A 22,847-nucleotide genomic window follows, 5' to 3' on the forward strand; every position below is an offset into this window, starting at 1 on the left:
AGGACCGAGTGTGTTCAACGGTCGCGTGCGGGACCGGTGCTTGACGTGATCGGACCGGGACGGGTGGTCGACTCCCGGACGACGAGCCGGTAGCCGGGACGCCGGCGTCGCTTTCGTGCTCCGCGGCACCGGCGAGACGTTCGACGAGGCTGTCGACGGCGAGGCGGGCGATGGCCTCCTCGTCGGGGGAGATGGTGGTCAGCGTGGTGGCCCCGTACCGGCCCTCCTCGATGTCGTCGAACCCGACGACGGCGACGTCGCCGGGCACGGTCAGGCCACGTTCGGTGAGCGTGCGCATCGCGCCGACGGCGATCAGGTCGTCGGGGCCCGTGCCTCGGAGCACAACGGACCGGACGCCGGCGACCGGGCGCCCGACTGCGGCGGACTCGCCGGACCGATCGCCACGTTCCCCGTGCGGCTGTTCGACCTGCTGCGCGGGTGCGACGGTCACGTGCTGCTGCTGTACGCGGACGACGACGCCGCGTTGCAGCAGTACGCGAACTGGCTGTCAGCCCCGGTATCTGACGCACCGACAAGTGGAGTGCCATCTGGTTCTCCATCCTGAAGTGCCGACCGACCCGAGTGGCGACGGCACGGACGTGCAGGCGTGGCGGGACAGTCGTGGCGAGTTCCGGCGCTTGTACCGCGTGCAGGGCGCCGGCCGGGTTCGTGGTCCGCCCGGACGGCTATGTGGGGCTGCGGTACAGCCCGGCCGGGGGCCCGGAGCTGACCGGGTACTTCGGCCGGGTCTGCGGACCTGAGCCCCCTGCCCGCGGTCGCGGTCGGGGGCCGGCCGCACGGACGGCCTCCGACCGGTGGCGGCGGTGCTGCGTCAGGCAGTGTGGAGGCGGAGGCCGTAGCGGCCGAGGATCTCGTTGACCGGCTGGTGCCATGTCTGGCCGCCGCCGTTGCAGTTGCCCCACCCGCCCGAGGTCACACCCTGCGCCTGGTCGCCGCTGATGAAAGAGCCGCCCGAGTCGCCGGGCTCGGCGCACACACTCGTCTTGGTCATCTGATGGACCGCGCCCTGGCTGTAGTTGACGGTCTCGTTCTTCGCGAGGACGCTGCCGCAGTGCCAGTGCGTCGTGGAGCCCGAGCGGCAGACCGACGCGCCGATCGGGGCTTCGGCCGAGCCACGGACCAGCTGGTCGGGGACGGTTCCCCAGCCGAGGACCACGGGGACGGTCCACCAGCCGCTGCCGACACTCACCCATGCGTAGTCGTCGCCGGGGAACGACGACCCCTGGAAGGTGCCGATGTGGGAGCCGTCCCAGCCGCGGACCGCCGCGCCCGCCCTGCCGCAGTGCCCGGCGGTGACGAAGCCACCGTGCACGGAGAAGCCGATGGAGCAGCGGACGTTGCCGGTGTAGTACGGGTCGCCGCCGACGGTTCCGGCCGCGAAGGGTGTCGGAGCCTCGGTGGTCTCCTCGACCGCGATCGGACCGGCCGCCCGCGCCCGGTCCAGGAACGCCTGGACATCGTTGTCGCGCCGCTCGGAGGCGACCACGTTCACGACGATCCGGTTGGCCTTCGGGTCGACATGCCAACTGCTCACCCCGGCCGGGGCCTTCAGCCCGTCGATCTGACGCTTGACCGAGTCGAGGTGTCGTGCGCTGTGCGACACCAGCGTGACTCTGGCGCCCGTTGACCGTACGGCATCGGCCTTGCGGGCGTCGGTGAGGGCCACGGTCAGTTCGGCCGTCTTCACGTCGAACCAGGAGCCGCCGTAGGCCGGTCCGGCGGCACGCCGGGCCTTTCGTTCGACGGCGGTCGCTGTCTTCTCCGCAGCGAGGCGGGCTTCGGCCTGCTCCGCGCCGAGTCCGAGGTCGCGCTGCATGGCGGCGAGCAGGCCCGGGGAGAGCTGCGGCTCCGCTGCGGAAGCCGTTTCGGGCGCGGCGGCGGCCGGGCCGGTGCCGACGCCGGCCCAGGCGCCCAGCAGGAGGAGTGCGGACAGGCCCGTGCGTATGACTGTCATGCGTCTCAAGGCGTTGACCTTTCGGTTGTTCCCGCGAGGTGGGGGCGGAACAAGCGCACGTTCTGAGAGCGCTCTCAGCAGCGCTCGGCCGGATCGTAGCCGAAAGCGTCCGACAGGTCCATGCCAAGGGTTGCTGCCCGGCCGGGAACCGGGCGCCCCCAGGGCGGGAACCGGGCGTGAGGGAAATGTGTCTGTGAGGGGGACAGCACGTGGGCTTCCGTGCACGACCGCCCGGACGGCGCGACTGCACGGCGTACAACGGGAACCGCCGCACTGCGGCTCCCATGTGTGGGGGACGTTATGAACGCGTGGTCCGTGCCCGGGTACACGGAATCCCGGGAGCTCGGGTCCGGGGGCTGCGGGCGTGTCGTACTCGCCGTCCATGGCGCCACCGGCGTGCCGGTGGCGGTGAAGTACCTCAGCGAGAGACTCCGCGCGGACGCCGGTTTCGTACGCGAATTCCGGGCGGAGGCACAGCTCCTCGGCGGCCTCGACTCACCTTTCGTGGTGCGGCTCTACGAGTACGTGGAGGCACCGCAGGGCGCCGCCATCGTGATGGAGGTCGTCGACGGCGTCGCGTTGCGCGCCCTGCTGCAGCGAGAGGGCGCAACCGGCCCGGAGGCGGCGCTCGTGGTGCTGAAGGGCTCCCTGCTGGGACTGGCCGCCGCACACGGCGAAGGCGTGGTGCACCGCGACTACAAGCCGGAGAACATACTGGTCGCGGCGGACGGCTCGTCCAAGCTCGTCGACTTCGGCATCGCCGCGCGCCGCGGCACCACGCCCGGAGTGGCGGGCACCCCCGCGTACATGGCCCCGGAGCAGTGGAACGGCGAGCCCGCCTCACCGGCGGCCGACGTCTACGCGGCGACCGTCACGTTCTACGAGTGCCTGACCGGCCACAAGCCGTACCGCGGCGAGAACTTCGCCGAACTCGCGCTGCAGCACATCGGCGCGCCGATCCCGGAGGGCGACACCCCGGAGCCCGTACGGCCGCTCATCCGGCGCGGCCTGGCCAAGTCGGCCGCGGACCGTCCCGAGCACGCGGCGGCCTTCGTGGCCGAGCTGGAGGACATCGCCCGAGCGGCGTACGGCCCCGACTGGGAGGCGCGCGGCCGGCGCAGGCTTGCGGCGCTCGCCGCGCTGCTGCCTCTGCTGTTCCCGTCGGCGGGCCCGGCCGCGGGGACCGACCACGCCACGACCGCGATCGGCTCCGGCATCGGCACGGGCGGATGGCTGCGACCGGCAATGCGCAAGGTGCCGGCAGGTGTCGCAGCACTGGCCGTGGCCGCGCTGGTCGCCGTCGCGGCGAGGGCCGGTGAGGACGCCACGCCCAAGACGACAGCTCAGGCCGTCGCCACGACCAGCGCGCTGGCGGACGACGCGGGCGCTGCGTCGCCGGACGCGGGCGGCTCCACCGGGCCTTCGCCGTCGGCCGGTCCGCCGACCGGTCCGGTCACCGAGGCGTCCCCGTCCGCCTCCGCGAGCACGACCACCGGGCCGGCTACTCCCGCGCCTGTGACGCCGTCCGTCCCGCCCGCCCCGACCGTTTCCGTCGAACCCTCCACGGATACGAGCACCAGCCCGCCCCCGACGCCCGCTCCGGTGCGGGTGAGGTCCGTCTCCGTCACCGCCTTCCGGCAGACCGGGACGGCGACCGCAACGGCTTCCGTCGATGTCGCCACAGACGGAACGGGGCCGGTGAGCATCGTCGTCTCGTGGTTCACCGGCAACACGAAGGGCGAACGGGGTGCAGTCGAGAGCACGCAGTCGTTCGAGCGGAGCGGCTCGACGCAGTACACCCTGCCTCTCGAGCACACCTTCCAGGGCAAGGGCTGTTACTGGAGCGTGCAGGCAGTGACGGACCCGGCCGCCGCGAACGGCTCGTCCACCCAGCAATTCCTCACGAGACGGGGGTGCCCGGTCCAGTGAACGAGCGACGTGTTCCTCCCGGTGGCGCCGTCGACGAGTACAGCGCAACGGAGTTGGCGAGCCACTGGTTCGAACGGCCGGGTGGGAACGCGGAGTCGGTCCCGCCTGCGGCCCCGGACCGTGTCGAGGGCGATGTGCTGCGCTTCGGCCCCGGCGTGACCGCCTTCGTGCGGCAGCGCGGCAGCGGCACCACGGCTGTCGACCTGTGGACCGGAGCGTCCGTCCGTCCGTCCGCCGAGACCGACGGCGGTCGCCGGCGCGGCCTGCGCCGCTACGCGCCTGCCGCCGCGGTACTGGCGGCGGTGCTCGGCCTCCTCGTCTGGCAGCGCTACGGCCCAGGGGTGGCCGTACGGGAGGTGACGGTGACGACGTCTCCCGCAGGGCCGGGCTGCGACGGCACCGCGGACGTCGTGGGCGTGGTGCGGACCGACGGGCGGCCCGGCACGCTCACCTACTACTGGGTGCGCAGCGACGGCACCGGCTCGGGACCGCTGCGGGAGAAGGTGACGCGAGGACAGAAGCAGGCGCGCCTCCATCTGCTGTGGACCTTCCACGGGCGGGGCGAGTACCGGGCCGGGGCGGAGCTGTGGATCACGTCTCCGTCCCGGCACACGGCGAGCGCCCACTTCCTGTACCGGTGCTGACCGCCCCGCACACGGCGATCCCTCTGATGCGGCTGTTGGCGGAGGCCGGGCTGCCGGACGGGACGGCCAACTTGGTGCTGGGACCGGGCCCCCGAGGCCGGCGCGCCGCTCGCCGAGCATCCCGACGTCGATCTGGTCTCCTTCACCGGCGGTGTGCGGACCCAAGACGCACAACACCGTCCACCACCCGGCCTGCACGGTGAAGATGGGCGCCGACGACGACGCCCTCGCCCCGCTCGACCCGCCTGCGGGTCAAGGGTGTCCAGGGTCTGCGGGTGGCGGACGGGTCGGTCATGCCGGACCTCGTCACCGTCAATCCGTGCATCACCACGATGGTGATCGGCGAGAAGTGCGCCGACCTGCTGCGGGAGGACACCTGACGGCTCCCGCCGGACACCGCTACGCGTCGATGCCGATCAACGCGAGGGTGATGTTGTCGGGCCCGCCTGCCTCGATGGCGGCCTTCCACATTTCGAAGGCGGCCCTGCCGCCGTCGTGGGCCCGCAGCAGGCCGCCGAGCGTGTCCTCGGGCACGGGGTCGGTCAGGCCGTCCGTGCACACCAGAGCGCGATCGACTGCGGAGAGCGGCGACACCGCGACGTGAGGTGTGACGGCACTGAACCGCAGACCGCCGCCGAGCGCCTGGGTGACCAGTGACGTGGTGCGCTGCCCCGGCAGCAGCGGAGGGCTGTCGTCCACGCTCAACCGGCGCAGTACGTCCCCGGACGCGTCGAGCACTCTGCTGTCGCCCACGTTGAACACCAGCAGCGACTCCTCGAGCACGACGGCACCCGCCACCGTGGTACCCATCGTGGTCAGCGCGGGATCATGGTCGGCCGCCGCGTACACGGCGTGGTTGCAGGCGCTCAGCACGTCACGGACGGCGTCCTCGCTGTCCAGGGAAGGACCGAACGACGCCAGCTGCCGGGCGACCAGCGCACTGGCCACCTCTCCGCCCGGCTGCCCACCGATACCGTCGGCGACCGCGACGACGAGCGGAGTGCCGAGCGGGAAGACAAGGGTCTGCGGATTCTCGGTCACGGTGGCGCACAGCGTCCACGGGCCGACCACCAGGCTGTCCTCGTTGTGCTCGCGGACCAGCCCGGGATGGCTCAGGGCAGTCACCGTCACGTAACGCATCACAGTCCGCCTCTCGACAACGGCAGGCGCGTCCGTACCCGACCATTGTCGCGCCGTGAGCCGCCCGGGGCTCGGCCGCCACCCCGCCAAGAGGCGGGCGCTGAGCCGAAACGGGGCGGATCCCGGCCGGCTGGGGTCCGCCCCGTCGCCGTCACCGACTTTCCGGATCAGTGGTTGCCGGAAACCGGCTCCCCCGCCTGCGCCGCCGACGCGGGCACGGTGTCCTCGAAGGCCGTGCCCGCCGACCGGTAGCCGGCGATGTGCGCCTGGACCTGGGCCGGGCTGAGGACCTGGTCCGCGTCGTCTCCCGGCTGAGCCCGGGCCCGGCCCCCACCACGGTCCCGCCCGCCGCGACGGCCACCATCCCGCCCCCGGCGACTTCACCCACCGCGACCCCGTCGCCTCGTCCCCGATCGGGGCCGTCCAGGCAGACCGGTGACGTGCCACCCGGCCGGGGGTCGCCCTGCCTCATCTGTTCGGCGAGTGGACACGGCTTGCCGATGCCGTCCCGGCGATCTTGCCGGGCGGAAGATGGAACGCGGCACCGGGGATTCACCTCTTCGGTGTCGATTCCATGTTTTCCCGAAAGGCAGTGGTGGTATGTCCGTCGACGCATCGAGCGTCTACGTCGCACGAGAGCCGGGCGACAGACCCGCACCGGAGCAAGGGGGCGGCGCCGGCCCCGTCGTGCGGAGGCGGACCCTCTGGCCCACGGCTCTGGCACTGCTGCCGTTGGGGCTGCTCGGTCTGGCGTCGTGGTTCGGCCGCCATGTGCGGCCCAGCGCGGACGAGTGGTGCTTCCTGCCCGTCGTCCGGGAGGACGGCATCTCCGGTTTGGTCGGCAAGTTCTACTTCACCGACAACGGCCGCGTGGGCAACGGCCTGCTCGTCGGGCTCTACGCGAAGTTCCCCGTGGCCGGGCACCAGTGGTTCGGACTGGTCAGCGGCGTGCTCATGCTGGGACTGCTGTGGGCTCTGACCGTCACGGTGCTGCGCCGCACCGGCACCCGGGTGCCCACGGGCGTGCCACTGCTGGTGGCCTCCATGGTCACCGCCGTTTTCCTGTTCGCCACGCCCAACACGTACAAGACGTTCTACTGGCCCGCCGCCTCCGTCTCCCACACGGTCGCACCGGTGCTCGCCTGCGCTGCGACGCTGCCCCTGCTGCGCGCGCACGGCCGTCGCGGCCGGATCGCTGCGGTGGTGGCCGTGGCGGCCGCCGGCGCCTTCATGGGCACGCTCTCCGAAGAGGCCTCCGTCGTCGCCCTCGTGGTGCTGGCCGGTGTGGTGCTCTTCGCACACCGCGTCTTCGCCGCCCACGTACGGGGCTTCGTGCGCGTCTGGTCGCTGGCGGGCATGGCGGGCGTCGCCATCGGCACGCTCGTTCTGATGACGTCCCCCGGCTCGCTCAACCGGCGCGAGCGGTACGGGGCCCAGAGCACCTCCATGTTCGCCCCGGAGTCACTGGTGGGCTCCCTGCGCGGTTACGCGCACATCCTCCAGACGGTGTTCTCGACGTGGCAGTACCTGGGCGCGGTCGCGGCGGGAGTGCTGCTGGGACTGGTGGCGCGCGGCCCTGCGGGACGCACGGTGGCCCTGCTGCCCCCGAGGCCGGTGTTGCTGAGTGCTCTCGGCGCCGGGGCGTTCCTCGTCTCGGGCTACCTGTGCACCGTCATCACCTACCCGGTCTTCGGCGCGAAGGTGGTGACCACCGAGCGGACGTGGAACGACTATCTGCTGCTGTACGTCCTGTTGCTGATGGTCGGCGGGGCTTTCGTCGGACGGGCTCTGCGCGTGCGCGGGCGGCGTACGGGAGTGGCGACGGCAGCGGCGGCCGCGGTGTGCGCCGTGACCGTCCTGAGCCTGGTGGCTCCACTCGTCGGCCTGGGACACGACATGCAGGTACGGGCCGAGCGGTGGGACCGCCAGGACCGCGCTCTGCACGAGGGGGCGGCGCTGGGAGCGAAGGAGCTCCCGTACACGCCGCTCCCGGTGGCGAGGATGCTCGAGCCGTTCAGCCAGCAGGGCCGCAGGGTGTGGCCGGCGCAGTGCGTCGCCGACTACTACCGCCTGGACAAGGTCACTTACTCCACACGGCTTCCCTGACGATCTCCTGCGGCGTGGCGGGAGCCGTATCGTCGGTCTCACGGATCACGTAGTGGGGCCGGCGCTTGGCCTCGTGGTAGATCCGGCCCACGTACTCGCCGATGACTCCGAGCGTGGCGAGCTGGATGCCGCCGAGGCCGACGATGGCGGTGATCAGCGTCGCGTAGCCGGGGGTTTCGACACCGTCGAGGACGACGTTGGCAATGATCCACAGGGCGTAGGCGAGCGCGGACAGGAAGAGCCACAGCCCTGTGTGGATCGCCATGCGCAGCGGGCGGCTGTTGAAGGAGAGCAGCCCGTCGATCCCGTAGTTGAGCAGTCGACGACCGCCCCACTTGGAGCTGCCGGCGGCTCGCTGCACGTTGGTGTAGGTGAAGGTGACGGTGTCGAAACCGATCCAGGAGAAGAGTCCCTTGGAGAAGCGGTTGGACTCCGGCAGGGCGAGCAGGGCGTCGACGGCCCGGCGGGACAGGAGCCGGAAGTCCCCCGCGCCGTCGATGACTTCGACGTCCATGAAGCGGCGCACGAGGCGGTAGTAGGCCTGGCTGAGCGCGGTGCGTACGGCGCCTTCCCCGGTGCGGTCCCGCTGCGCGACGACCTGGTCGTAGCCGTGGCGGTGCAGTTCCAGCATGCGGGGGACCAGGTGCGGCGGGTGCTGCAGGTCGGCGTCCATGAGGACGACGACGTCCCCGCCCGACATACGCAGACCTGCCAGCATCGCGGATTCCTTGCCGAAGTTCCGGCTGAAGGACGTGTAGCGGACGCGGGGGTCGGCTGCCGCGAGTTGCTTGAGGTGTGCCCTGGTCCGGTCGCTGCTGCCGTCGTCGACGTAGCAGATCTCGAAGACCGTGCCGGTCGGTTCGAGAGCGCCGACGAGTTCCTTGTGGAAGGCCTCGATCACCTCGCTCTCGTTGAAGCACGGTACGACGACCGAAGTATGGACCGTTGTCATCTCACTCCATGCGCTGTGGTGCGGGCGGGCTGCTTCCCCGCAGCCCGTTGCATGGAGAGGAGATGGCCGACGGGCCGCGGAGGTTGCTCCCATCGTGGTACGGACACCGGTTCGTTACCGTGAATTGGGCTGTTCGCGGGCGCGCCCGGGATCCGAGTGCCCGTCGGAGCGGGCCCCCTTCGGCACGGCCCTTCGGCGCGGCCGGCTCCGGAACGGTCAGAGGCGCGCCCGGCGCCTGAGCGCCACGGATCCGCAGACGGACACGAGGGCAAGTGCGGCGGCGCCGGCGCCGATCAGGACGGCGGGGCGCTCGCCGATGGTGCGGTCGGAGGATGCCGGAACCGCCTGCCCCGCGGAGGGATCGGCAGTTGGGGTGCCGGCGGGTGCGGCGGCGCTTTCCGCAGAGGTGGGTTCGGCAGTGCCGGGTTCGGCAGGCCGGGTGATCTCGCCCGGCTCCTCCAGGCCGCCGGGCTGCGGACCGGGTTCCTCTCCCGGAGGTGGACCGGCAGGTTCGCCGGCCTGCTGTCGGTCTTCCTCGGGGGTCAGAACGACGTCGGAGCACGCGTAGTACGTATCGGGTGTGTCCGTGTTCCGCCATACCGTGTAGAGGACATGACGACCCGTCAGCCCTTCCGGCAGGCGCCCGCTGATCCGGTACGCCCCGTCCTCGAGCGCCGGGTCGGTGGCGGTGGCGAACGGGCGGTCGGCAAGATCGGCCCACCGCAGCGGCGCGGCCGGATCGTACCCCTGCTCCGTCAGGTACAGGCTGAACGTCCCTTTGTGCGGGATGGTGGAGCGGTAGGTGAGCGTGAATTCGCCCCCTGCACGCAGCGGGGTGGCCGGCCAGTCGGCCCGTGCGACGTCCAGCCCTCGGTACGCGTCGAGACCCGCGCTGCACAACTGTCCGTCCGGTACGGCCTCGCGATCCCTGCCGCCGACACCGGGCAACCGCAAGTTGTCCCAGGCACCCATCGCCGCTCCCCCGTTCGCGGCGGCGGCGGCCCTGCACGCCGACGAGGCGCGCTGCGCGCCGTCGAGCCCGCAGACGGCGGCGCGGCTGACCGGATCGGTGGGCGCCCCATGGGCCCGCGCGGTGCCGGCGCCGGCCAAGAGAGCCAGCGGTACGGCACAGGCCAGTGCGGCGGCGGTGACGGCAACGGGGGCGCGGCGGCGTCCGGTCATCGGCTGCGGACCTCCTTCGGGCTCGATCGCTGCCAGGGAGTACGGGCGCGCCGGGGCGGTCGTTCACCGACCACGGGCGTGTACGGGGGAACCCGCGCCATATTTCCGCTTGTCGGAATATGTATTCCGCTCCATGGGGAACAGGGGAGGAACGTTGATGGGTACACCACCGGCACTGCCACGCCGTGCGCTGGCCGAACTGGTCGGGACCGCCGCTCTGGTGGCCGTCGTGGTCGGTTCCGGCATCCAGGCCGGCGCGCTCAGTCAGGACAGCGGCGTACAGCTGCTCGCGAACTCCCTGGCGTCCGCGATCGGCATCGGCCTGCTGATCGCACTGCTCGGCCCGGTCTCGGGCGCCCATCTCAACCCGGTGGTCACCCTCTGCCTGTGGTGGGCCGGGCGCCGCAGCCGGGACAGAGCGGACGGCCGGGGGGTCTTTCTCTGCATCGCCGCCCAGCTCGCGGGAGCGATCGCGGGCGCCCTGCTGGCGGAGGCGATGTTCGGCAGGCCTGCGGGCGTCCGGTCGACGCAGCTTCGTTCCGACGACCATCTGCTGCTGGGAGAGATGGTGGCCACGGCGGGGCTGGTGCTGCTGATTTTCGGACTGGAACGCATCGGCAGGGCACAGCTGGCCCCGCTGGCGGTCTCCGGATACATCGCGGCCGCCATCTGGTTCACCTCGTCCGGTTCCTTCGCCAATCCGGCGGCGACGGTGGGAAGGTCGTTCACCGACTCCCTCACCGGGATCGCACCGGACTCACTGCCCGGCTTCGTCACCGCACAGCTTGTCGGCGGCGCTCTGGGGGCGCCCTTGCTGCAGCGGTGTACGGGCCGGCGGCGGCACCCCGCGAAGAGAGTCCGCCGGCCCCCGCGTAGAGACTTGACGCCGCCCGGCTCGCGCGCGTGGTCTCACAAAGCGATACGGGCGACGATCGGCAGATGGTCGCTGCCCGTCGGAGGCAGCGACCGGAGATGGGTCACCGACGCCGACCGGGTCATGATCTGATCGATGCGGGCGACGGGGAACGAGGCGGGCCAGCTGAAGGCGAACCCCGGCGCCGCAACGTCCACTTGGGCGCGGAGCGGGTCGAGGCCCCGGTCGTCGACGGTGCTGTTGAGGTCACCCAGAAGGATCACCCGGTCCTGCTTCTCCGCAGCGAGCGCGGCAGCCAGGAGTCGGGCGCTCTCGTCGCGCCGGTCCGAGCTGAAGCCGTGCCGGAGACCGAGGCGCACCGACGGCAGGTGGGCGACATGGACGGCGACCGTCGCTCCAGGGGTCACCACGGTTGCGCGCAGCCCGCGGTTCCAACCGGGGCCGATGCCGCGCGGCCTGATGTCCAGGGGCCGGACGTCCTTCAGCGGATGACGCGACCACAGCCCCACCGTGCCCACGACCGCATGGTGCGGAAGATCGGCCTCCAGCGCCTTCCGGTAGGCGGGCAGGGCGGAGGGCGTCAGCTCCTCCAGCGCGACGAGATCCGGGCTCACACGTGCCAAGGCCCCCGCCGTGCCGACGGGGTCGGTGTTCACGTCGTTGACGTTGTGCTGCACCACCACAAGGTCGCCCGGCCCGTCGGAGGGAGGAAGCAGCAGAGCGCCGAAGAGACCGAGCCACGCGGCCGCGGGCAGCAGGACAGCGATCAGCGCGGTGACGGAGCGGCGCCGCAGCGCGGCGACCAGCAACACGGGCACGGCGAGACCGAGCCATGGCAGAAAGGTCTCCAGGAGACTGCCGAGCCGGCCGACGGTGTTGGGCACGGCGGAGTGGAGGGCGAGCTGGAAAGCGACGAGGGCTGCGAGCGCGGCGACGACACGACCACGCTCGAAGCGTGAACGGCCGCTGGTGTCCACGCCCCAACGGTCCGACTTCCCGAGCCGGATGCCACTGCTGCTCCCGTCGCTGCCGTTCACCCTGCCCGCCCGTTCACGCCGAACACCCTGCTCACACCGTTGCCCGCTTCCCCTTGAACCGAGATCTTGCCACCCGCCGCACCGGCCGTTGTCAGTGGAGGCCGATAGCGTCGCCGAACCGTCGATGAAAGAGGTTCGCATGGAGTTCCGGATCGAGCGCGGCGAGCTGGCCGACGCTGTCGCCTGGGCGGCTCGCGTACTGCCCGCGCGGTCCCCTGTGCCGGTGCTGGGCGGGTTGCTGCTCGAGGCCGATGCCGGTCTGCTGCGGATCTCGGGGCTGGACTACGAGGCGTCCGCCCGCATCGAGGTCGAGGCGGACGTCGCGCTGCCCGGGCGGGTGCTCGTGATGGGCCGCAGGCTGCTCGACATCTGCCGGGTGCTGCCGGGCGGGCCGGTGCTGTGCACGGTCGACGGCTCGCGTTTCTCGATGAGCAGTAACGGCGCCCGGTTCGGTCTGTCGGTGCTGCCGCGTGACGACTGTCCGGCCCTGCCCGCGCTGCCGGAACTCCGCGGGGAGGTGGACGCCCAGGTGTTCGCCGCGGCCGTCGGCCATGTGGCGGTGGCCGCCGGGCGCGACGACTCGCTGCCCGTGCTGACCGGCATCCGTCTCGGCCTCGACGGCAGGACGATGACACTGGCCGCGACGGACCGGTACCGGTATGCGGTGCGCACGCTGGGATGGAAGCCCCGCTCACCGCAGGAGGCCGCCGATGTTGTGGTGTCCGCCCGGCGGCTGACCGACATCGCGCGTTCGCTGGACCGGTCCGGCATGGTCCGCATCGGGCTGGACCGCGGCACGATCGGCTTCGAGAACGCGGGTATGCGTATCACCACGCGTCTTCTCGACGGCCAACTGCCGCGTCATGACAAGTTGTTCACCCTCCCGGAAGGTGCCGTGGCTCTCACCGAGCGGTTGCCGCTGCTCGACGCGGTCAAGCGGGTGGCGGTCGTGGCCGACGGCGACAGCCCTCTCCAGCTGACGTTCTCGGCGGGCTCGGTCCGCCTCCAGGCGGGCTACGAGGACGATGTCGCCTCACAGCAGTTGCCCGCCGACCTGGCCGGCGTGCCCGAGATGACGGTGGCGTTCAACCCGTCGTACCTCGTGGACGCCCTGTCCTCCTTCGATACGGCGGTCGTACGGTTCCAGCTGCTCGGGCCCGGCCAGCGGGCCCTGCTCAGCGGTGCATCCGCCGCAGGGGAGAGTGCGGAGCACTCCCATCGGCATCTGCTGATGTCGGTGAAGCCCCTCGTCTGAGTCACCAGCTCTCCTGGGCGGGCGCCCGCCTACCGGTGTTCATGTACGCGACCCCAACCAGCGGCAAGGTAAAGCCTGTTCAAGTATGCGTAAAGGACTCGGTGACATGGACATACCGAAGGCGGCACGATCTACGTTCGATTCGTGAAGCAGACACCCCGAACGAACACGCCCGCCGGCGGCAGCCGCCGTACCCTGCTGCGCGCCGCGGTGGCGAGCGGCGCCCTGGCCGGCACCCTGGCGCTCGGCTCCGCAGCGGTACCGGCATCGGCGTCGCCCCGCCCTGCGGCGCCACGCCCAGCGGCTCCCCGCCACCGCCCGGGTACGCCCGCGCAGGCGCTGCGGGAGCTGGCAGCCGGCAACCGCCGCTGGCGGAGCCTGCGCCAGCAGCATCCGCACGAGACGGCCGCCGTGCGCGAGATCCTGATATCCGGGCAGCATCCCTTCGCCGTCATATTGGGATGCATCGACTCACGGGTACCCCCGGAGCTGGTCCTCGACCAGGGCCTCGGAGACCTGATGACCGTGCGGTCCGCCGGCGAGGTGCTCGACGAAGCCGTCCTCGGCAGCGTCGCGTACGGCGTTCTGGACCTGGACATCCCGCTGGTCATGGTGCTCGGGCACCAGTCCTGCGGCGCGGTCACCGCGGCGGTGCACGCGGAGGAGACCGGCGAGGAACTCCCCGCGCACATCCAGTACATCGCGGACCGGATCCGGCCCGCCATCGACCACTCGCAGCAGGGACCGGCCCGCATCGACTCCACGATCACCCGCAATGTGGGCATGGTGACCGACCACCTCAGACGGGAGCCGGACCTTGCGGCGAGGATCACGGCCGGCAAGCTGACCGTTGTCGGCGCGCGCTACGAGCTGACCTCGCAGCGCGTCCACCTCGTCGCCTGAACCCCGCCGCGACCCGACCGACGTCCATTCCGAATCCGCCGGACGTCTGCCGTCCCTCAGGCAGGCGCCCGGCGCGCGTCACGCCTCCTCAGGTTTGCGTGCGACCAGCAGGCGGGCGCGCGGGCTGCCGTCCGCGAGGCACCCCAGCTCGGGCAACGGCCGCAACTCGACGGTGAATCCGGCCCGGTCCAGGTCGACGAGCACGCCGGAGAGCGGAAAGGTGCGGTAGTACATCACGAACTGCGGTCGCCACACCGCATTGCGCACCCGCATCGTCACGTCGAATCCCAGCAGCGCCCAGTAGAGCCAGGAACGCGGCCCCGGCGGCGCGAGCACCGGGAACGAGAACACGCCTCCGGGCCGGAGGGCCCTGTAGGCCTCGGCGAACAGCAGCGGGCGCTCGCGTGGCAGGAAGTGGCCGAACGCGCCGAAGCTGACGGCCAGGTCGAAGGCCGGCGCGAAGGGCAGCGCTCGCGCGTCCGCCCGCACCCAGGAGACGGCCGGCCCGGTCGCGTCGGCGGGTGTCGCTGCAGCCGCGGTGGCGAGCATGCCGGCGCTGAAGTCGACGCCGGTGACGCGCTCCTCGCACAGCTGTCGCAGGACACCGACGCCCGCGCCGGTGCCGCAGCAGATGTCGAGGCCGGCCGTGAAGGGACCGATCGGTCGCAGGGCCTGCGTCACTGCGTCCAGCACCCGGTCCGGAGTACGGAACGGCGTCCGGTCGAACTTGGGGGCGAGCAGGTCGTAGCCGCGCTCGATCGATGAGAGCGCCTGTACGGCGAGTTCGCGGAGGGTGGGGCCCTTGGCGGTGAACATCGCGGCTCAGCGTAGCGGCTGAGGTGCCGACAGGAGCGGGTAGCCGGCCGTGCACCTCACCGCAAGCAGCTTTCGTCGTATTGACGATAAAACCTGACCTCACATATCGTCGATGAGACGAAAAGAGGGGGTTCCTGCCATGGCAGACATCACCGCACGGTTCGGTTGGCGCCACCTGCGCGCCGCGCCCACCGCTCATGTACGCCACCACAGGCGCGGGCGGCTCGCCCACGACGGTCCCGGCCTGAGCTTCTGGTTCCGCGCGCTCACCGCCGCGCTGGCCGAAGTCCCGATCGACGACCGCGAGTTGGCGATCTCCTTTCATGCCCGTACGTCCGACTTCCAGGACGTCGCGGCCCAGGCGACGGTGACCTACCGGATCAGCGAGCCGGCGACGGCCGCCGCACGGCTGGACTTCTCCATCGACCCCCACACGGGAGCGTGGCGCGCGGCGCCGCTCGAGCAGATCGCCACCCTTCTCACGGAGACCGCACAGCAGCACGCGCTCGACGTCCTCGCCCGCACCTCACTGTCGGCCGCCCTCGTGGACGGTGTCGCGGCCGTCCGCGCGCGGATCACTGACGGGCTGGCCGCCGAGCCCCGGCTGCCTGCCACGGGCATCGAGGTGGTCGCGGTCCGGGTCGTCGCCATCCGCCCCGAGCCGGAGGTCGAGCGCGCCCTGCGGACACCGGCACGCGAGCAGATCCAGCAGGAGGCGGACCGTGCGACGTACGAGCGCAGGGCCGTCGCCGTGGAGCGGGAGCGCGCCATCGCCGAGAACGAACTCGCCAGCAAGATCGAACTGGCCAGGCGCGAGGAGCGGTTGGTCGAGCAGAACGGTACCAACGCGCGGCGTCAGGCAGAGGAGAGCGCGGCGGCCGACGCCGTACGCGCCGAAGCGGAGGCGAAGCGCACGGTGCGTCTGGCGCGGGCCGAGGCAGAGGCCGCCAAGGCGGTCGGCGAGGCCCGGGCAGAAGCGCAGTCCTCCTGGCTGCGGGTGCACGGCGACGTGGACCCCGCGACCCTGCACGCGCTCGCCGTCACCAGGCTCGCCGAGAACCTGCCGCGCATCGACAGCGTCACCCTCTCCCCCGACGTCCTGACCGGCCTGCTGGCCAGGCTCGGCGGGGCGGGAGGCGAGCAGAGCGCTCAGGGCCGGCAGGGCGTGCAGGGCGCGCAGGGCCGACAAGCCGTTGAGGGCCGGCAGGGCAGGACCGGCGGCGGAGCGCGCCCGTGAGCCTGGCCCCGCGTGCCGTTCTGGTCCACCGGGTCACCGAGTACGCGGAGTTGCTCGCCCGGCACGGGACCCATGGGCAGGCCGACTTCTTCCTGTCGTCGCGGGGCCGGAGCATCGCGGAGGTGGCACGGCGCCACCACAGGACGCAGCGCGCCCTGGCCGAGGTGTCGGCCGCCGTTCCGCTGCAGTGGCGGCAGGCCCGGGTCGAGCGCAAGGATCTGGACCGGTTCCTCTTCGCCCCCGAGGACGTGGTGATCGTGGTGGGCCAGGACGGGCTGGTCGCCAACACCGCCAAGTACCTCTCGGGCCAGCCGGTGGTGGGCATCGACACCGAACCTGGCCGCAATCCGGGCGTCCTGGTGCGCCACCGGGTCGAGCACGCGGGACGGCTGCTGCGCTCGGCCGTCCTGCCGGGCCGCACGGCGGACGAGCTCACGATGGTGGAGGCCGTCGCCGACGACACCCAGCGGCTGCCCGCGCTCAACGAGATCTATCTGGGGAGGCCCGGCCACCAGACGGCCCGCTACCGGCTGAGCACGGACTCGAACGGGGCCGAAGCCGAGACCCAGGCGTCCTCGGGGGTGCTGATCGGCACGGGCACCGGCGCGACGGGCTGGCTGCGCTCGCTGTGGCAGGAGCGGAGCAGCACGCTCCGCCTGCCCGCGCCCACCGATCCGCGGCTCGTGTGGTTCGTCCGGGAGGCCTGGCCGTCACCCTCGACCGGGACGGCGCAGGTCTCGGGCGTGCTGACACAGGGGCAGCGACTGCGGCTGACGGTGGAGTCGGACCGGCTGGTGGTCTTCGGCGACGGCATGGAGGGCGATGCGCTGAGCCTCACGTGGGGCCAGTCGGTGTCCTTCGGCATCGCGGACACGGCGCTCCGGTTGCTGGATTGAGCCGCGCGCCGCGCATCGGCCACTCCGAATGGCCGGACATCGCTCTAGTCGCTCTGGTCATTGGTTCTTACCATTTCGACCAACTCCCGGGCTCAGCGGCCCGGGAGACCTCGGCGCACAAAATGTCATGTGCATGATGCTTCAACTACGCAGCGCTTCACCTGCATGGCGCTCCGACCACACGACGCCTCAACCACACGACAGCCGCGCCGTCGAACCAGAGCTCGGTCCAGCGCCTTTGGTCCGTGACGGCCTTCGCCCCGATGGCGACAGACCGCACCCCCCACCTGGTGGCGGGCACCCGTGTGCCCGAACCGCCCGGCACTGACAGCAATGGATAGGAGAACCCATGACCGGTGGACTGCTCGTGAGCGGCGCGGTGGCAGCGCTGTTCGCCTCCGCGCTCCCAGCCCAGCAGAGCCCGGCCGTCATCACCGACCCGCCGCCGGACAAGATCGTGATCGAGGTCGCTACGGTCAACGGCTCGGGGTGTCCCGCGGGCACGGCCGCCGTCGCGGTCTCCTCGGACAACACGGCCTTCACTGTGACCTACAGCGACTACCTCGCGCAGGTCGGCGGCGACTCCCCGTCCACGGCCTTCCGCAAGAACTGCCAGCTGAACCTGATCGTCCATGTCCCGCAGGGCTTCACCTACGCGATCGCGAGCGCGGACTACAGAGGCTATGCCTCCCTGCAGCCGGGTGCGAGCAGCACGGAGAAGGCGTCGTACTACTTCCAGGGATCGCCGAGCACCGCGTTCCGCAGCCATTCGTTCGAGGGTCCGTACGAGGACAACTGGCAGGCCACGGACCAGACCGACTGGGCGCAGCTGGTCTGGGCGCCCTGCGGTGTGCAGCGGAACTTCAACATCAACACGGAACTGCGCGTCAACGCGGGCACCTCGGACCCGGCACAGACCAGCTTCATGACCATGGACTCCACCGACGGGGACATCAGCACGATCTACCACATGGCCTGGAAGGAGTGCCCGCGCCGCTGACCTGGGCGCTCCGGCCGGACCCGTGAGGTCCGGCCGGGGTGTCACAGCTCCTTGCGCGGCGCCTGCGAGGGGCCCTCGCCCGGTGGTTCGGCGGCGGCCGGGTCGAGGATGCGCATCAGGAAGTTCCGGGTGCGTTCGTGCTGCGGATCGCCCACCACCTGCGCGGCCGACCCCTCCTCCACGATCACTCCGCCGTCCATGAAGACGACGCGGTCGGCGACCTCGCGCGCGAAGCTCATCTCGTGGGTGACGACCATCATGGTCATGCCCTCCGCCGCCAGCTGCCGCATGACCGCGAGGACATCACCCACCAGTTCGGGGTCGAGGGCGGAGGTCGGCTCGTCGAAGAGCATCACCTCCGGGCCCATGCTCAACGCGCGGGCGATCGCCACCCGCTGCTGCTGGCCGCCCGAGAGCTGCGACGGATAGGCGTCCGCCTTGTCCGAGAGGCCGACGCGCTCCAGGTTCCGGCGGGCCACCTCCAAGGCTTTGGCCTTGTCCCTGCGCAGGACCCGCCGCTGGGGCAGGGTGAGGTTCTCCGTGACGCTGACGTGCGGGAAGAGATTGAACTGCTGGAAGACCATGCCGATCCGCCGCCGCACGGCGTCGATGTCGACATCGAGGTCGGTGACCTCGGTGCCGCCGACGAACACCTGGCCCGCGGACGGCTCCTCCAGCAAATTCACGCATCGCAGCAGCGTCGACTTGCCCGAGCCGGAAGGGCCGATGACGCACACCACCTCGCCACGGGCGATGTCGAGGTCGATGCCGCGCAGGACCTGGTTGTCCCCGAACGACTTGTGCAGGCCCCGGATCTCGATCTCGGGGCGGTCCGTGCTGCTCATGCTCTCGCTGCTCCCGCTTCCCGACGACTGTGGTACGACCGGCATCCGCTGCTCACCTGGCCTTGTCGGCGCGCGCCTCGAGGCGGCGCACCACGAAGCTGAGCGGCACGGTCACCAGCAGATAGCACAGGCCGGCGACGAGGATCGGGGTGGAATTGGCGGTCTGGCTCGCAAGATCCCTGCCGAATTTGGTCAGTTCCCGCTCCTGGAGGGTGACTCCGAGGAACAGCACCAGCGATGAATCCTTGAAGAGCAGGACCAGTTCGTTGGTGAGCGGCGGGATGACGATACGGAACGCCTGCGGGATGATCACCGACACCATGGCTCTGGCGTGTGAGAAGCCCAGTGAACGCGCCGCCTCCATCTGCCCCTTGGGCACCGCCTGGATGCCCGCCCTGATCGTCTCCGCCATGTAGGCGGCGGCGACCAGGCCGAGACCGAGGGCGACCTTGCCGTACGTGCCGCCGGGAATCTCCGTGCCGGGGAACGCCAGCGGGACGGCCACTCCGACGAAGATGAAGATCAGCAGCGCAGGCAGCCCGCGGAAGATCTCGATGTAGATGCCCGCCACCCACCGGTAGGGAGCGACCGACGAGAGCCGCATCAGCGCGACGACCAGGCCGAGCACCAGACCGAAGGCGAACCCGGACACGGTGTAGATCACCGTATTGCGCAGTGCCGTGGTGATGATGACGGGGAAGAGTTCGGAGGCGAGGTCCTTCTGCGCGAACTGGTTCTGCAGGCGGTCCCAGTCGGCCAGCAAGCCGATCCAGACCAGGACCGCCACGAACACCGCGTACTGGATGCCCTGCGAGATCCGGCGCCGCTGGCGACGGGTGAGACGTGAGGTCACGACTGGCCCTTGGGCAGCGGTCCGATCCACTGCTTGTAGAGCTTGTCGTACGTGCCGTCGGCGCGGGCGTCCTCGATGGCCTTGTCGATCGCGGCGCGCAGCTTGTCGTTGCCCTTCTTCACCGAGAAGCCATACTGCTCACCGGTCTCGATGTTCTGGCCGAGGGCGAACTCGGCGGCGTTCGCCTTGTCCTTGAGCCAGCCCTGGACGACGGGGTAGTCGATGACGACCGCGTCGACCTGGCCGGTGCGCAGTCCGTTCAGCACGGCGTCCGAGCTCTCGAAGGCGACCGGGTCGAAGCCCTGTGCCTTGGCGTAGCTCTCGCCGGTCGTCTCGGCCTGCGCGCCGAGCTTCTTCTTCTTGGACTTGACGTCGGCGAGCGTCGTCACGCCGCTCTTCTTGGTGGCGAGCAGCGCCTGGGTCGCGTCGAAGTAGGGGACGGAGAAGTCCACGTTCTTCTTGCGCTCGTCGGTGATGGTCATGCCGGCCGCGGCCAGGTCGCACTCGCCGGAGTTGAGGAAGGCGCCCGTCTTGAAGTTCTCGAACGGCGTGTCGAGGATCTTCTGCTCCACCTTGAGGTTCTTCGCGACCAGGTCCACCAGGGCGACGTCGAAGCCCACGACCTTGCCGCCCTGCTCGAACTGGAAGGGCGGGTAGGGAAGATGGGTGCAGGTGGTGAGCTTGCCCTTCTCCACCACCGGGACGCCTCCCGCCGCCTCCCCCGGGCCCTCGTCGGAGGAGGCACACCCGACGGCGAGGAACATCCCGGCAGCCACCGCACCGGCGGTGGCGCGGACGCGGAAACTGCTGCGGTGGGTGCGGTGGCCGCTGGCCGTCCCGAACACGGTGACCTCCATAAGTGGGGGGAGGTGGCCGCAGACCGCGACCGCCCGCCGAGATCGTAAGCCACGGGGCGGGTGGTGCGCCGGACCGGTCCACCAGGTGTTCCACTCCGTGGACAGGTAGGTCTTCGGTCGGGTCGCGGGGGGGCAGGCATGTGCGCCGCCGCCGTTCGGCGGGAACGGCGGCGACGACGGCAGTGCGGTCAGTTGAGGGTGTCGGGGTCGGGGCCCGTACGCGTCCCGCGGTCCAGCCCGGCGAGGGCGTCCATGTCGTCGGCGGTGAGGGTGAAGCCGAAGACGTCGACGTTCTCCCGGATACGCGACGGCGTCACGGACTTCGGGATCACCACGTTGCCGAGCTGCACGTGCCAGCGCAGTACCACCTGGGCAGGCGTACGGCCGTGGCGCTGTGCGATGCCGGCGAGCACCGGGTCCTGGAGCAGCGCGCCCTGCGCGAGCGGACTCCATGCCTCGGTGGCGATGCCGTGCTCGGCGTGGAAGGCACGCAGCGGTGCCTGCTGGAGGTAGGGGTGCAGCTCGATCTGATTGACGACAGGGACGATGCCGCTGTGGTCGAGCAGCCGCTCCAGGTGCGCGGGCTGGAAGTTGGAGACACCGATGGCGCGGGTGCGGCCGTCGGCGAGCAGCTTCTCGAGGGCGCGCCAGGTGTCAAGGTAGAGGTCGCGGGCCGGGGTGGGCCAGTGGATGAGATACATGTCCACGTGGTCCAGGCCGAGCTTGGTGAGGCTGTCGTCGAAGGCGGCGAGGGTGGAGTCGTGGCCCTGGTCGGCGTTCCACAGTTTGGTGGTGACGAACAGGTCCTCGCGGTCGACGCCGGAGGCGGCGAGTGCGCGTCCGACGCCTGCCTCGTTGCCGTAGATCGCCGCGGTGTCGATGCTGCGGTAGCCGGCTTCGAGGGCGGAGAGAACGGCGTCGGTGGTCTGCTCGTCGTCGACCTGGAAGACGCCGAAGCCCAGCTGGGGGATCTCGAGGCCGTTGTTGAGGGTGACGGTCGGGATGTTCGGCAGGGAAGTCATGGTGCCCTTCGGGTTGGTGCGGTGGTGCGGGTGGTGAGGGTTCAGTGGTGTGCCGCGGTGGCGTGGGCCGGTGTCCCGGCCGCGGTCGGGGAGCCGGTGACGACACGGCTCGCGGCCTTGGTCTCGCGGCGTTCGAGGGTGGCGGACAGGACGGCCAGGACGAGGGCGGCCGCGGCGAGGAGGGCGCCGACCCAGTTGGGCGCGGTCAGCCCCATCCCGCCGGCGATGACGATGCCACCGAGCCAGGCGGAGAGCGCGTTGCCCAGGTTGAATGCGCCGATGTTGACGGCGGAGGCGAGGGTCGGGGCGCCGTGGGCGTGGTCGAGGACCCGCTTCTGCAGCGGGGGCACGGTGGCGAAGCCGAGCGCGCCGATCAGCGCGATGGAGATGGCGGCCAGGACCTTGTTGTGGGCGGTCACCGTGAACAGGCCGAGCACGATCGCGAGCGCGGACAGGGTGACGTAGAGCAGCGGCATGAGGTGCTTGTCGGCGTACCGGCCGCCGATCAGGTTGCCGGCGACCATGCCTGCGCCGAAGAGCACGAGCAGCCAGGTCACGGAGGAGTCGGCGAAGCCGGCGACCTCGGTCATCATCGGCGTGATGTAGGTGATGGCGGCGAACACACCGCCGAAGCCGAGGACGGTCATCGCCATCGCGAGAAGGACCTGGACGTTCTTGAACGCGGCCACCTCGTCACGCAGCCGGACTCCTTCGGGGCGCGGGGTGTCGGGGACGAGCTTCGCCACGCCGGCGAGGCCCAGCACGCCGAGGGCGGCGACGATGGAGAAGGTGACCCGCCAGCCGGCGCTCTGGCCGATGGAGGTGCCGAGGGGGACGCCGACGACGTTGGCGACAGTCAGGCCGGTGAACATCATCGCGATCGCGCCCGCCCTCTTGTGGGGGGCGACGAGATCGGCGGCGACGACCGAGCCGATCCCGAAGAACGCGCCGTGGGCCAGCGAGGCGACCACGCGGCCGGTCAGCATCATGCCGAAGTCGGGGGCGAGGGCGGAGAGCAGATTGCCCGCGATGAAGAGGCCCATCAGCAGCATCAGCATCCGCTTGCGCGTCACCCTGGTGCCCAGCGCCGTCATGAGCGGGGCACCCAGCACGACGCCCAGGGCGTATCCGGTGACCAGGAGGCCGGCCGTCGGTATCGATACGCCGTAGTCCGTCGCGACCTCGGGCAGCAACCCCATGATCACGAACTCGGTTGTGCCGATACCGAAGGCACCGACGGCCAGAGCCAGAAGCGCGAGTGGCATGGGAAGGACCCTTCCAGAGATTGTTAGTGCGCCTTACGAGCGTCCACAATAGTTGCAGA

20 protein-coding genes and 3 pseudogenes are annotated in these 22,847 nt (G+C 71.0%); 11 read left to right on the forward strand and 12 right to left on the reverse strand.

Annotated elements, in window-relative coordinates; all coding sequences use genetic code 11:
- Positions 1-14: 14 nt before the first annotated feature.
- Both ACIQ7Q_RS20735 and ACIQ7Q_RS20740 read right to left on the reverse strand, forming a co-directional pair.
- Positions 15-361, reverse strand: a pseudogene (locus tag ACIQ7Q_RS20735) (substrate-binding domain-containing protein); the annotation flags it as partial.
- Between the two features lie 471 nt (positions 362-832).
- On the reverse strand, positions 833-1,975 hold the full coding sequence (locus ACIQ7Q_RS20740) for a S1 family peptidase (RefSeq protein ID WP_403863873.1): 1,143 nt from the start codon (positions 1,973-1,975) through the stop codon (positions 833-835).
- A 300-nt stretch (positions 1,976-2,275) separates the two neighbouring features.
- Between ACIQ7Q_RS20740 and ACIQ7Q_RS20745 the strand changes: the two genes are divergently transcribed.
- From ACIQ7Q_RS20745 to ACIQ7Q_RS20760, 4 genes and pseudogenes are all read left to right on the forward strand, one after another.
- The gene (locus ACIQ7Q_RS20745) at positions 2,276-3,904 is read left to right on the forward strand and encodes a protein kinase (protein ID WP_403863876.1); all 1,629 of its coding nucleotides are present in this window, start codon (positions 2,276-2,278) and stop codon (positions 3,902-3,904) included.
- Positions 3,901-4,548, forward strand: a complete 648-nt coding sequence (locus tag ACIQ7Q_RS20750; RefSeq protein ID WP_403863879.1) for a hypothetical protein — start codon at positions 3,901-3,903, stop codon at positions 4,546-4,548. The genes ACIQ7Q_RS20745 and ACIQ7Q_RS20750 overlap by 4 nt, the downstream gene beginning before the upstream one ends.
- A gap of 14 nt (positions 4,549-4,562) precedes the next feature.
- Positions 4,563-4,710: pseudogene (locus ACIQ7Q_RS20755) on the forward strand (aldehyde dehydrogenase family protein); the annotation flags it as partial.
- A gap of 1 nt (position 4,711) precedes the next feature.
- Positions 4,712-4,928 (forward strand): annotated as a pseudogene (locus ACIQ7Q_RS20760) (GMC oxidoreductase); the annotation flags it as partial.
- Between the two features lie 19 nt (positions 4,929-4,947).
- Here the strand turns inward: ACIQ7Q_RS20760 and ACIQ7Q_RS20765 are convergent.
- Positions 4,948-5,688 (reverse strand): PP2C family protein-serine/threonine phosphatase, encoded by a 741-nt coding sequence (locus ACIQ7Q_RS20765; RefSeq protein ID WP_403863882.1) that lies wholly within the window; start codon positions 5,686-5,688, stop codon positions 4,948-4,950.
- 600 nt (positions 5,689-6,288) lie between these two features.
- Here ACIQ7Q_RS20765 and ACIQ7Q_RS20770 point away from each other — a divergent pair.
- Entirely contained in the window at positions 6,289-7,794 is a 1,506-nt protein-coding gene (locus ACIQ7Q_RS20770) for a DUF6056 family protein (protein ID WP_403863885.1), read from the forward strand.
- Here ACIQ7Q_RS20770 and ACIQ7Q_RS20775 read toward each other — a convergent pair.
- The gene (locus ACIQ7Q_RS20775; protein WP_403863888.1) at positions 7,769-8,746 is read right to left on the reverse strand and encodes a glycosyltransferase family 2 protein; all 978 of its coding nucleotides are present in this window, start codon (positions 8,744-8,746) and stop codon (positions 7,769-7,771) included. The two genes, ACIQ7Q_RS20770 and ACIQ7Q_RS20775, sit on opposite strands and share 26 nt — an antisense overlap.
- Positions 8,747-8,962: 216 nt before the next feature.
- A complete protein-coding gene (locus ACIQ7Q_RS20780) occupies positions 8,963-9,928 on the reverse strand; it encodes a lytic polysaccharide monooxygenase (protein WP_403863891.1) in 966 nt (321 codons plus the stop codon).
- Between the two features lie 157 nt (positions 9,929-10,085).
- Between ACIQ7Q_RS20780 and ACIQ7Q_RS20785 the strand changes: the two genes are divergently transcribed.
- Entirely contained in the window at positions 10,086-10,934 is an 849-nt protein-coding gene (locus ACIQ7Q_RS20785; protein WP_403863894.1) for an aquaporin, read from the forward strand.
- Here ACIQ7Q_RS20785 and ACIQ7Q_RS20790 read toward each other — a convergent pair.
- Positions 10,838-11,779 carry an endonuclease/exonuclease/phosphatase family protein gene (locus ACIQ7Q_RS20790; protein WP_403863897.1) on the reverse strand — a complete coding sequence of 314 codons (942 nt, stop codon included), beginning with the start codon at positions 11,777-11,779 and terminating at the stop codon, positions 10,838-10,840. The two genes, ACIQ7Q_RS20785 and ACIQ7Q_RS20790, sit on opposite strands and share 97 nt — an antisense overlap.
- Positions 11,780-11,978: 199 nt before the next feature.
- Here ACIQ7Q_RS20790 and dnaN point away from each other — a divergent pair, with 199 nt between their 5' ends.
- Positions 11,979-13,094 carry a DNA polymerase III subunit beta gene (gene dnaN, locus ACIQ7Q_RS20795; protein ID WP_403863900.1) on the forward strand — a complete coding sequence of 372 codons (1,116 nt, stop codon included), beginning with the start codon at positions 11,979-11,981 and terminating at the stop codon, positions 13,092-13,094.
- Between the two features lie 144 nt (positions 13,095-13,238).
- Positions 13,239-13,997 (forward strand): carbonic anhydrase, encoded by a 759-nt coding sequence (locus ACIQ7Q_RS20800; protein ID WP_403863903.1) that lies wholly within the window; start codon positions 13,239-13,241, stop codon positions 13,995-13,997.
- 78 nt (positions 13,998-14,075) lie between these two features.
- Here the strand turns inward: ACIQ7Q_RS20800 and ACIQ7Q_RS20805 are convergent, their stop codons facing one another.
- On the reverse strand, positions 14,076-14,813 hold the full coding sequence (locus tag ACIQ7Q_RS20805; protein WP_403863906.1) for a class I SAM-dependent methyltransferase: 738 nt from the start codon (positions 14,811-14,813) through the stop codon (positions 14,076-14,078).
- A gap of 139 nt (positions 14,814-14,952) precedes the next feature.
- Here ACIQ7Q_RS20805 and ACIQ7Q_RS20810 point away from each other — a divergent pair, with 139 nt between their 5' ends.
- The 3 genes from ACIQ7Q_RS20810 (at position 14,953) to ACIQ7Q_RS20820 (ending at position 17,946) form a co-directional block, all read left to right on the forward strand.
- Entirely contained in the window at positions 14,953-16,050 is a 1,098-nt protein-coding gene (locus ACIQ7Q_RS20810; protein ID WP_403863909.1) for an SPFH domain-containing protein, read from the forward strand.
- Entirely contained in the window at positions 16,047-16,946 is a 900-nt protein-coding gene (locus ACIQ7Q_RS20815; RefSeq protein WP_403863911.1) for a hypothetical protein, read from the forward strand. The genes ACIQ7Q_RS20810 and ACIQ7Q_RS20815 overlap by 4 nt, the downstream gene beginning before the upstream one ends.
- Before the next feature lie 349 nt (positions 16,947-17,295).
- Entirely contained in the window at positions 17,296-17,946 is a 651-nt protein-coding gene (locus tag ACIQ7Q_RS20820; protein ID WP_403863914.1) for a DUF4360 domain-containing protein, read from the forward strand.
- A gap of 41 nt (positions 17,947-17,987) precedes the next feature.
- Here the strand turns inward: ACIQ7Q_RS20820 and ACIQ7Q_RS20825 are convergent, their stop codons facing one another.
- From ACIQ7Q_RS20825 to ACIQ7Q_RS20845, 5 genes are all read right to left on the reverse strand, one after another.
- Complete coding sequence (locus ACIQ7Q_RS20825; RefSeq protein WP_403863917.1) at positions 17,988-18,791, reverse strand: amino acid ABC transporter ATP-binding protein; 804 nt, start codon at positions 18,789-18,791, stop codon at positions 17,988-17,990.
- Between the two features lie 52 nt (positions 18,792-18,843).
- Positions 18,844-19,674 carry an amino acid ABC transporter permease gene (locus tag ACIQ7Q_RS20830; RefSeq protein WP_403863920.1) on the reverse strand — a complete coding sequence of 277 codons (831 nt, stop codon included), beginning with the start codon at positions 19,672-19,674 and terminating at the stop codon, positions 18,844-18,846.
- On the reverse strand, positions 19,641-20,501 hold the full coding sequence (locus ACIQ7Q_RS20835; RefSeq protein WP_403863923.1) for an ABC transporter substrate-binding protein: 861 nt from the start codon (positions 20,499-20,501) through the stop codon (positions 19,641-19,643). Before ACIQ7Q_RS20835 ends, ACIQ7Q_RS20830 begins: the two co-directional genes overlap by 34 nt.
- A gap of 188 nt (positions 20,502-20,689) precedes the next feature.
- On the reverse strand, positions 20,690-21,523 hold the full coding sequence (locus ACIQ7Q_RS20840) for an aldo/keto reductase (protein WP_403863926.1): 834 nt from the start codon (positions 21,521-21,523) through the stop codon (positions 20,690-20,692).
- Between the two features lie 41 nt (positions 21,524-21,564).
- Positions 21,565-22,788, reverse strand: coding sequence for an MFS transporter (locus tag ACIQ7Q_RS20845; RefSeq protein WP_403863929.1), 1,224 nt, complete (start codon positions 22,786-22,788; stop codon positions 21,565-21,567).
- Positions 22,789-22,847: the final 59 nt, after the last annotated feature.

The sequence above is a fragment of the Streptomyces sp. NPDC096176 genome (assembly GCF_044763255.1).
Lineage (GTDB): Bacteria > Actinomycetota > Actinomycetes > Streptomycetales > Streptomycetaceae > Streptomyces.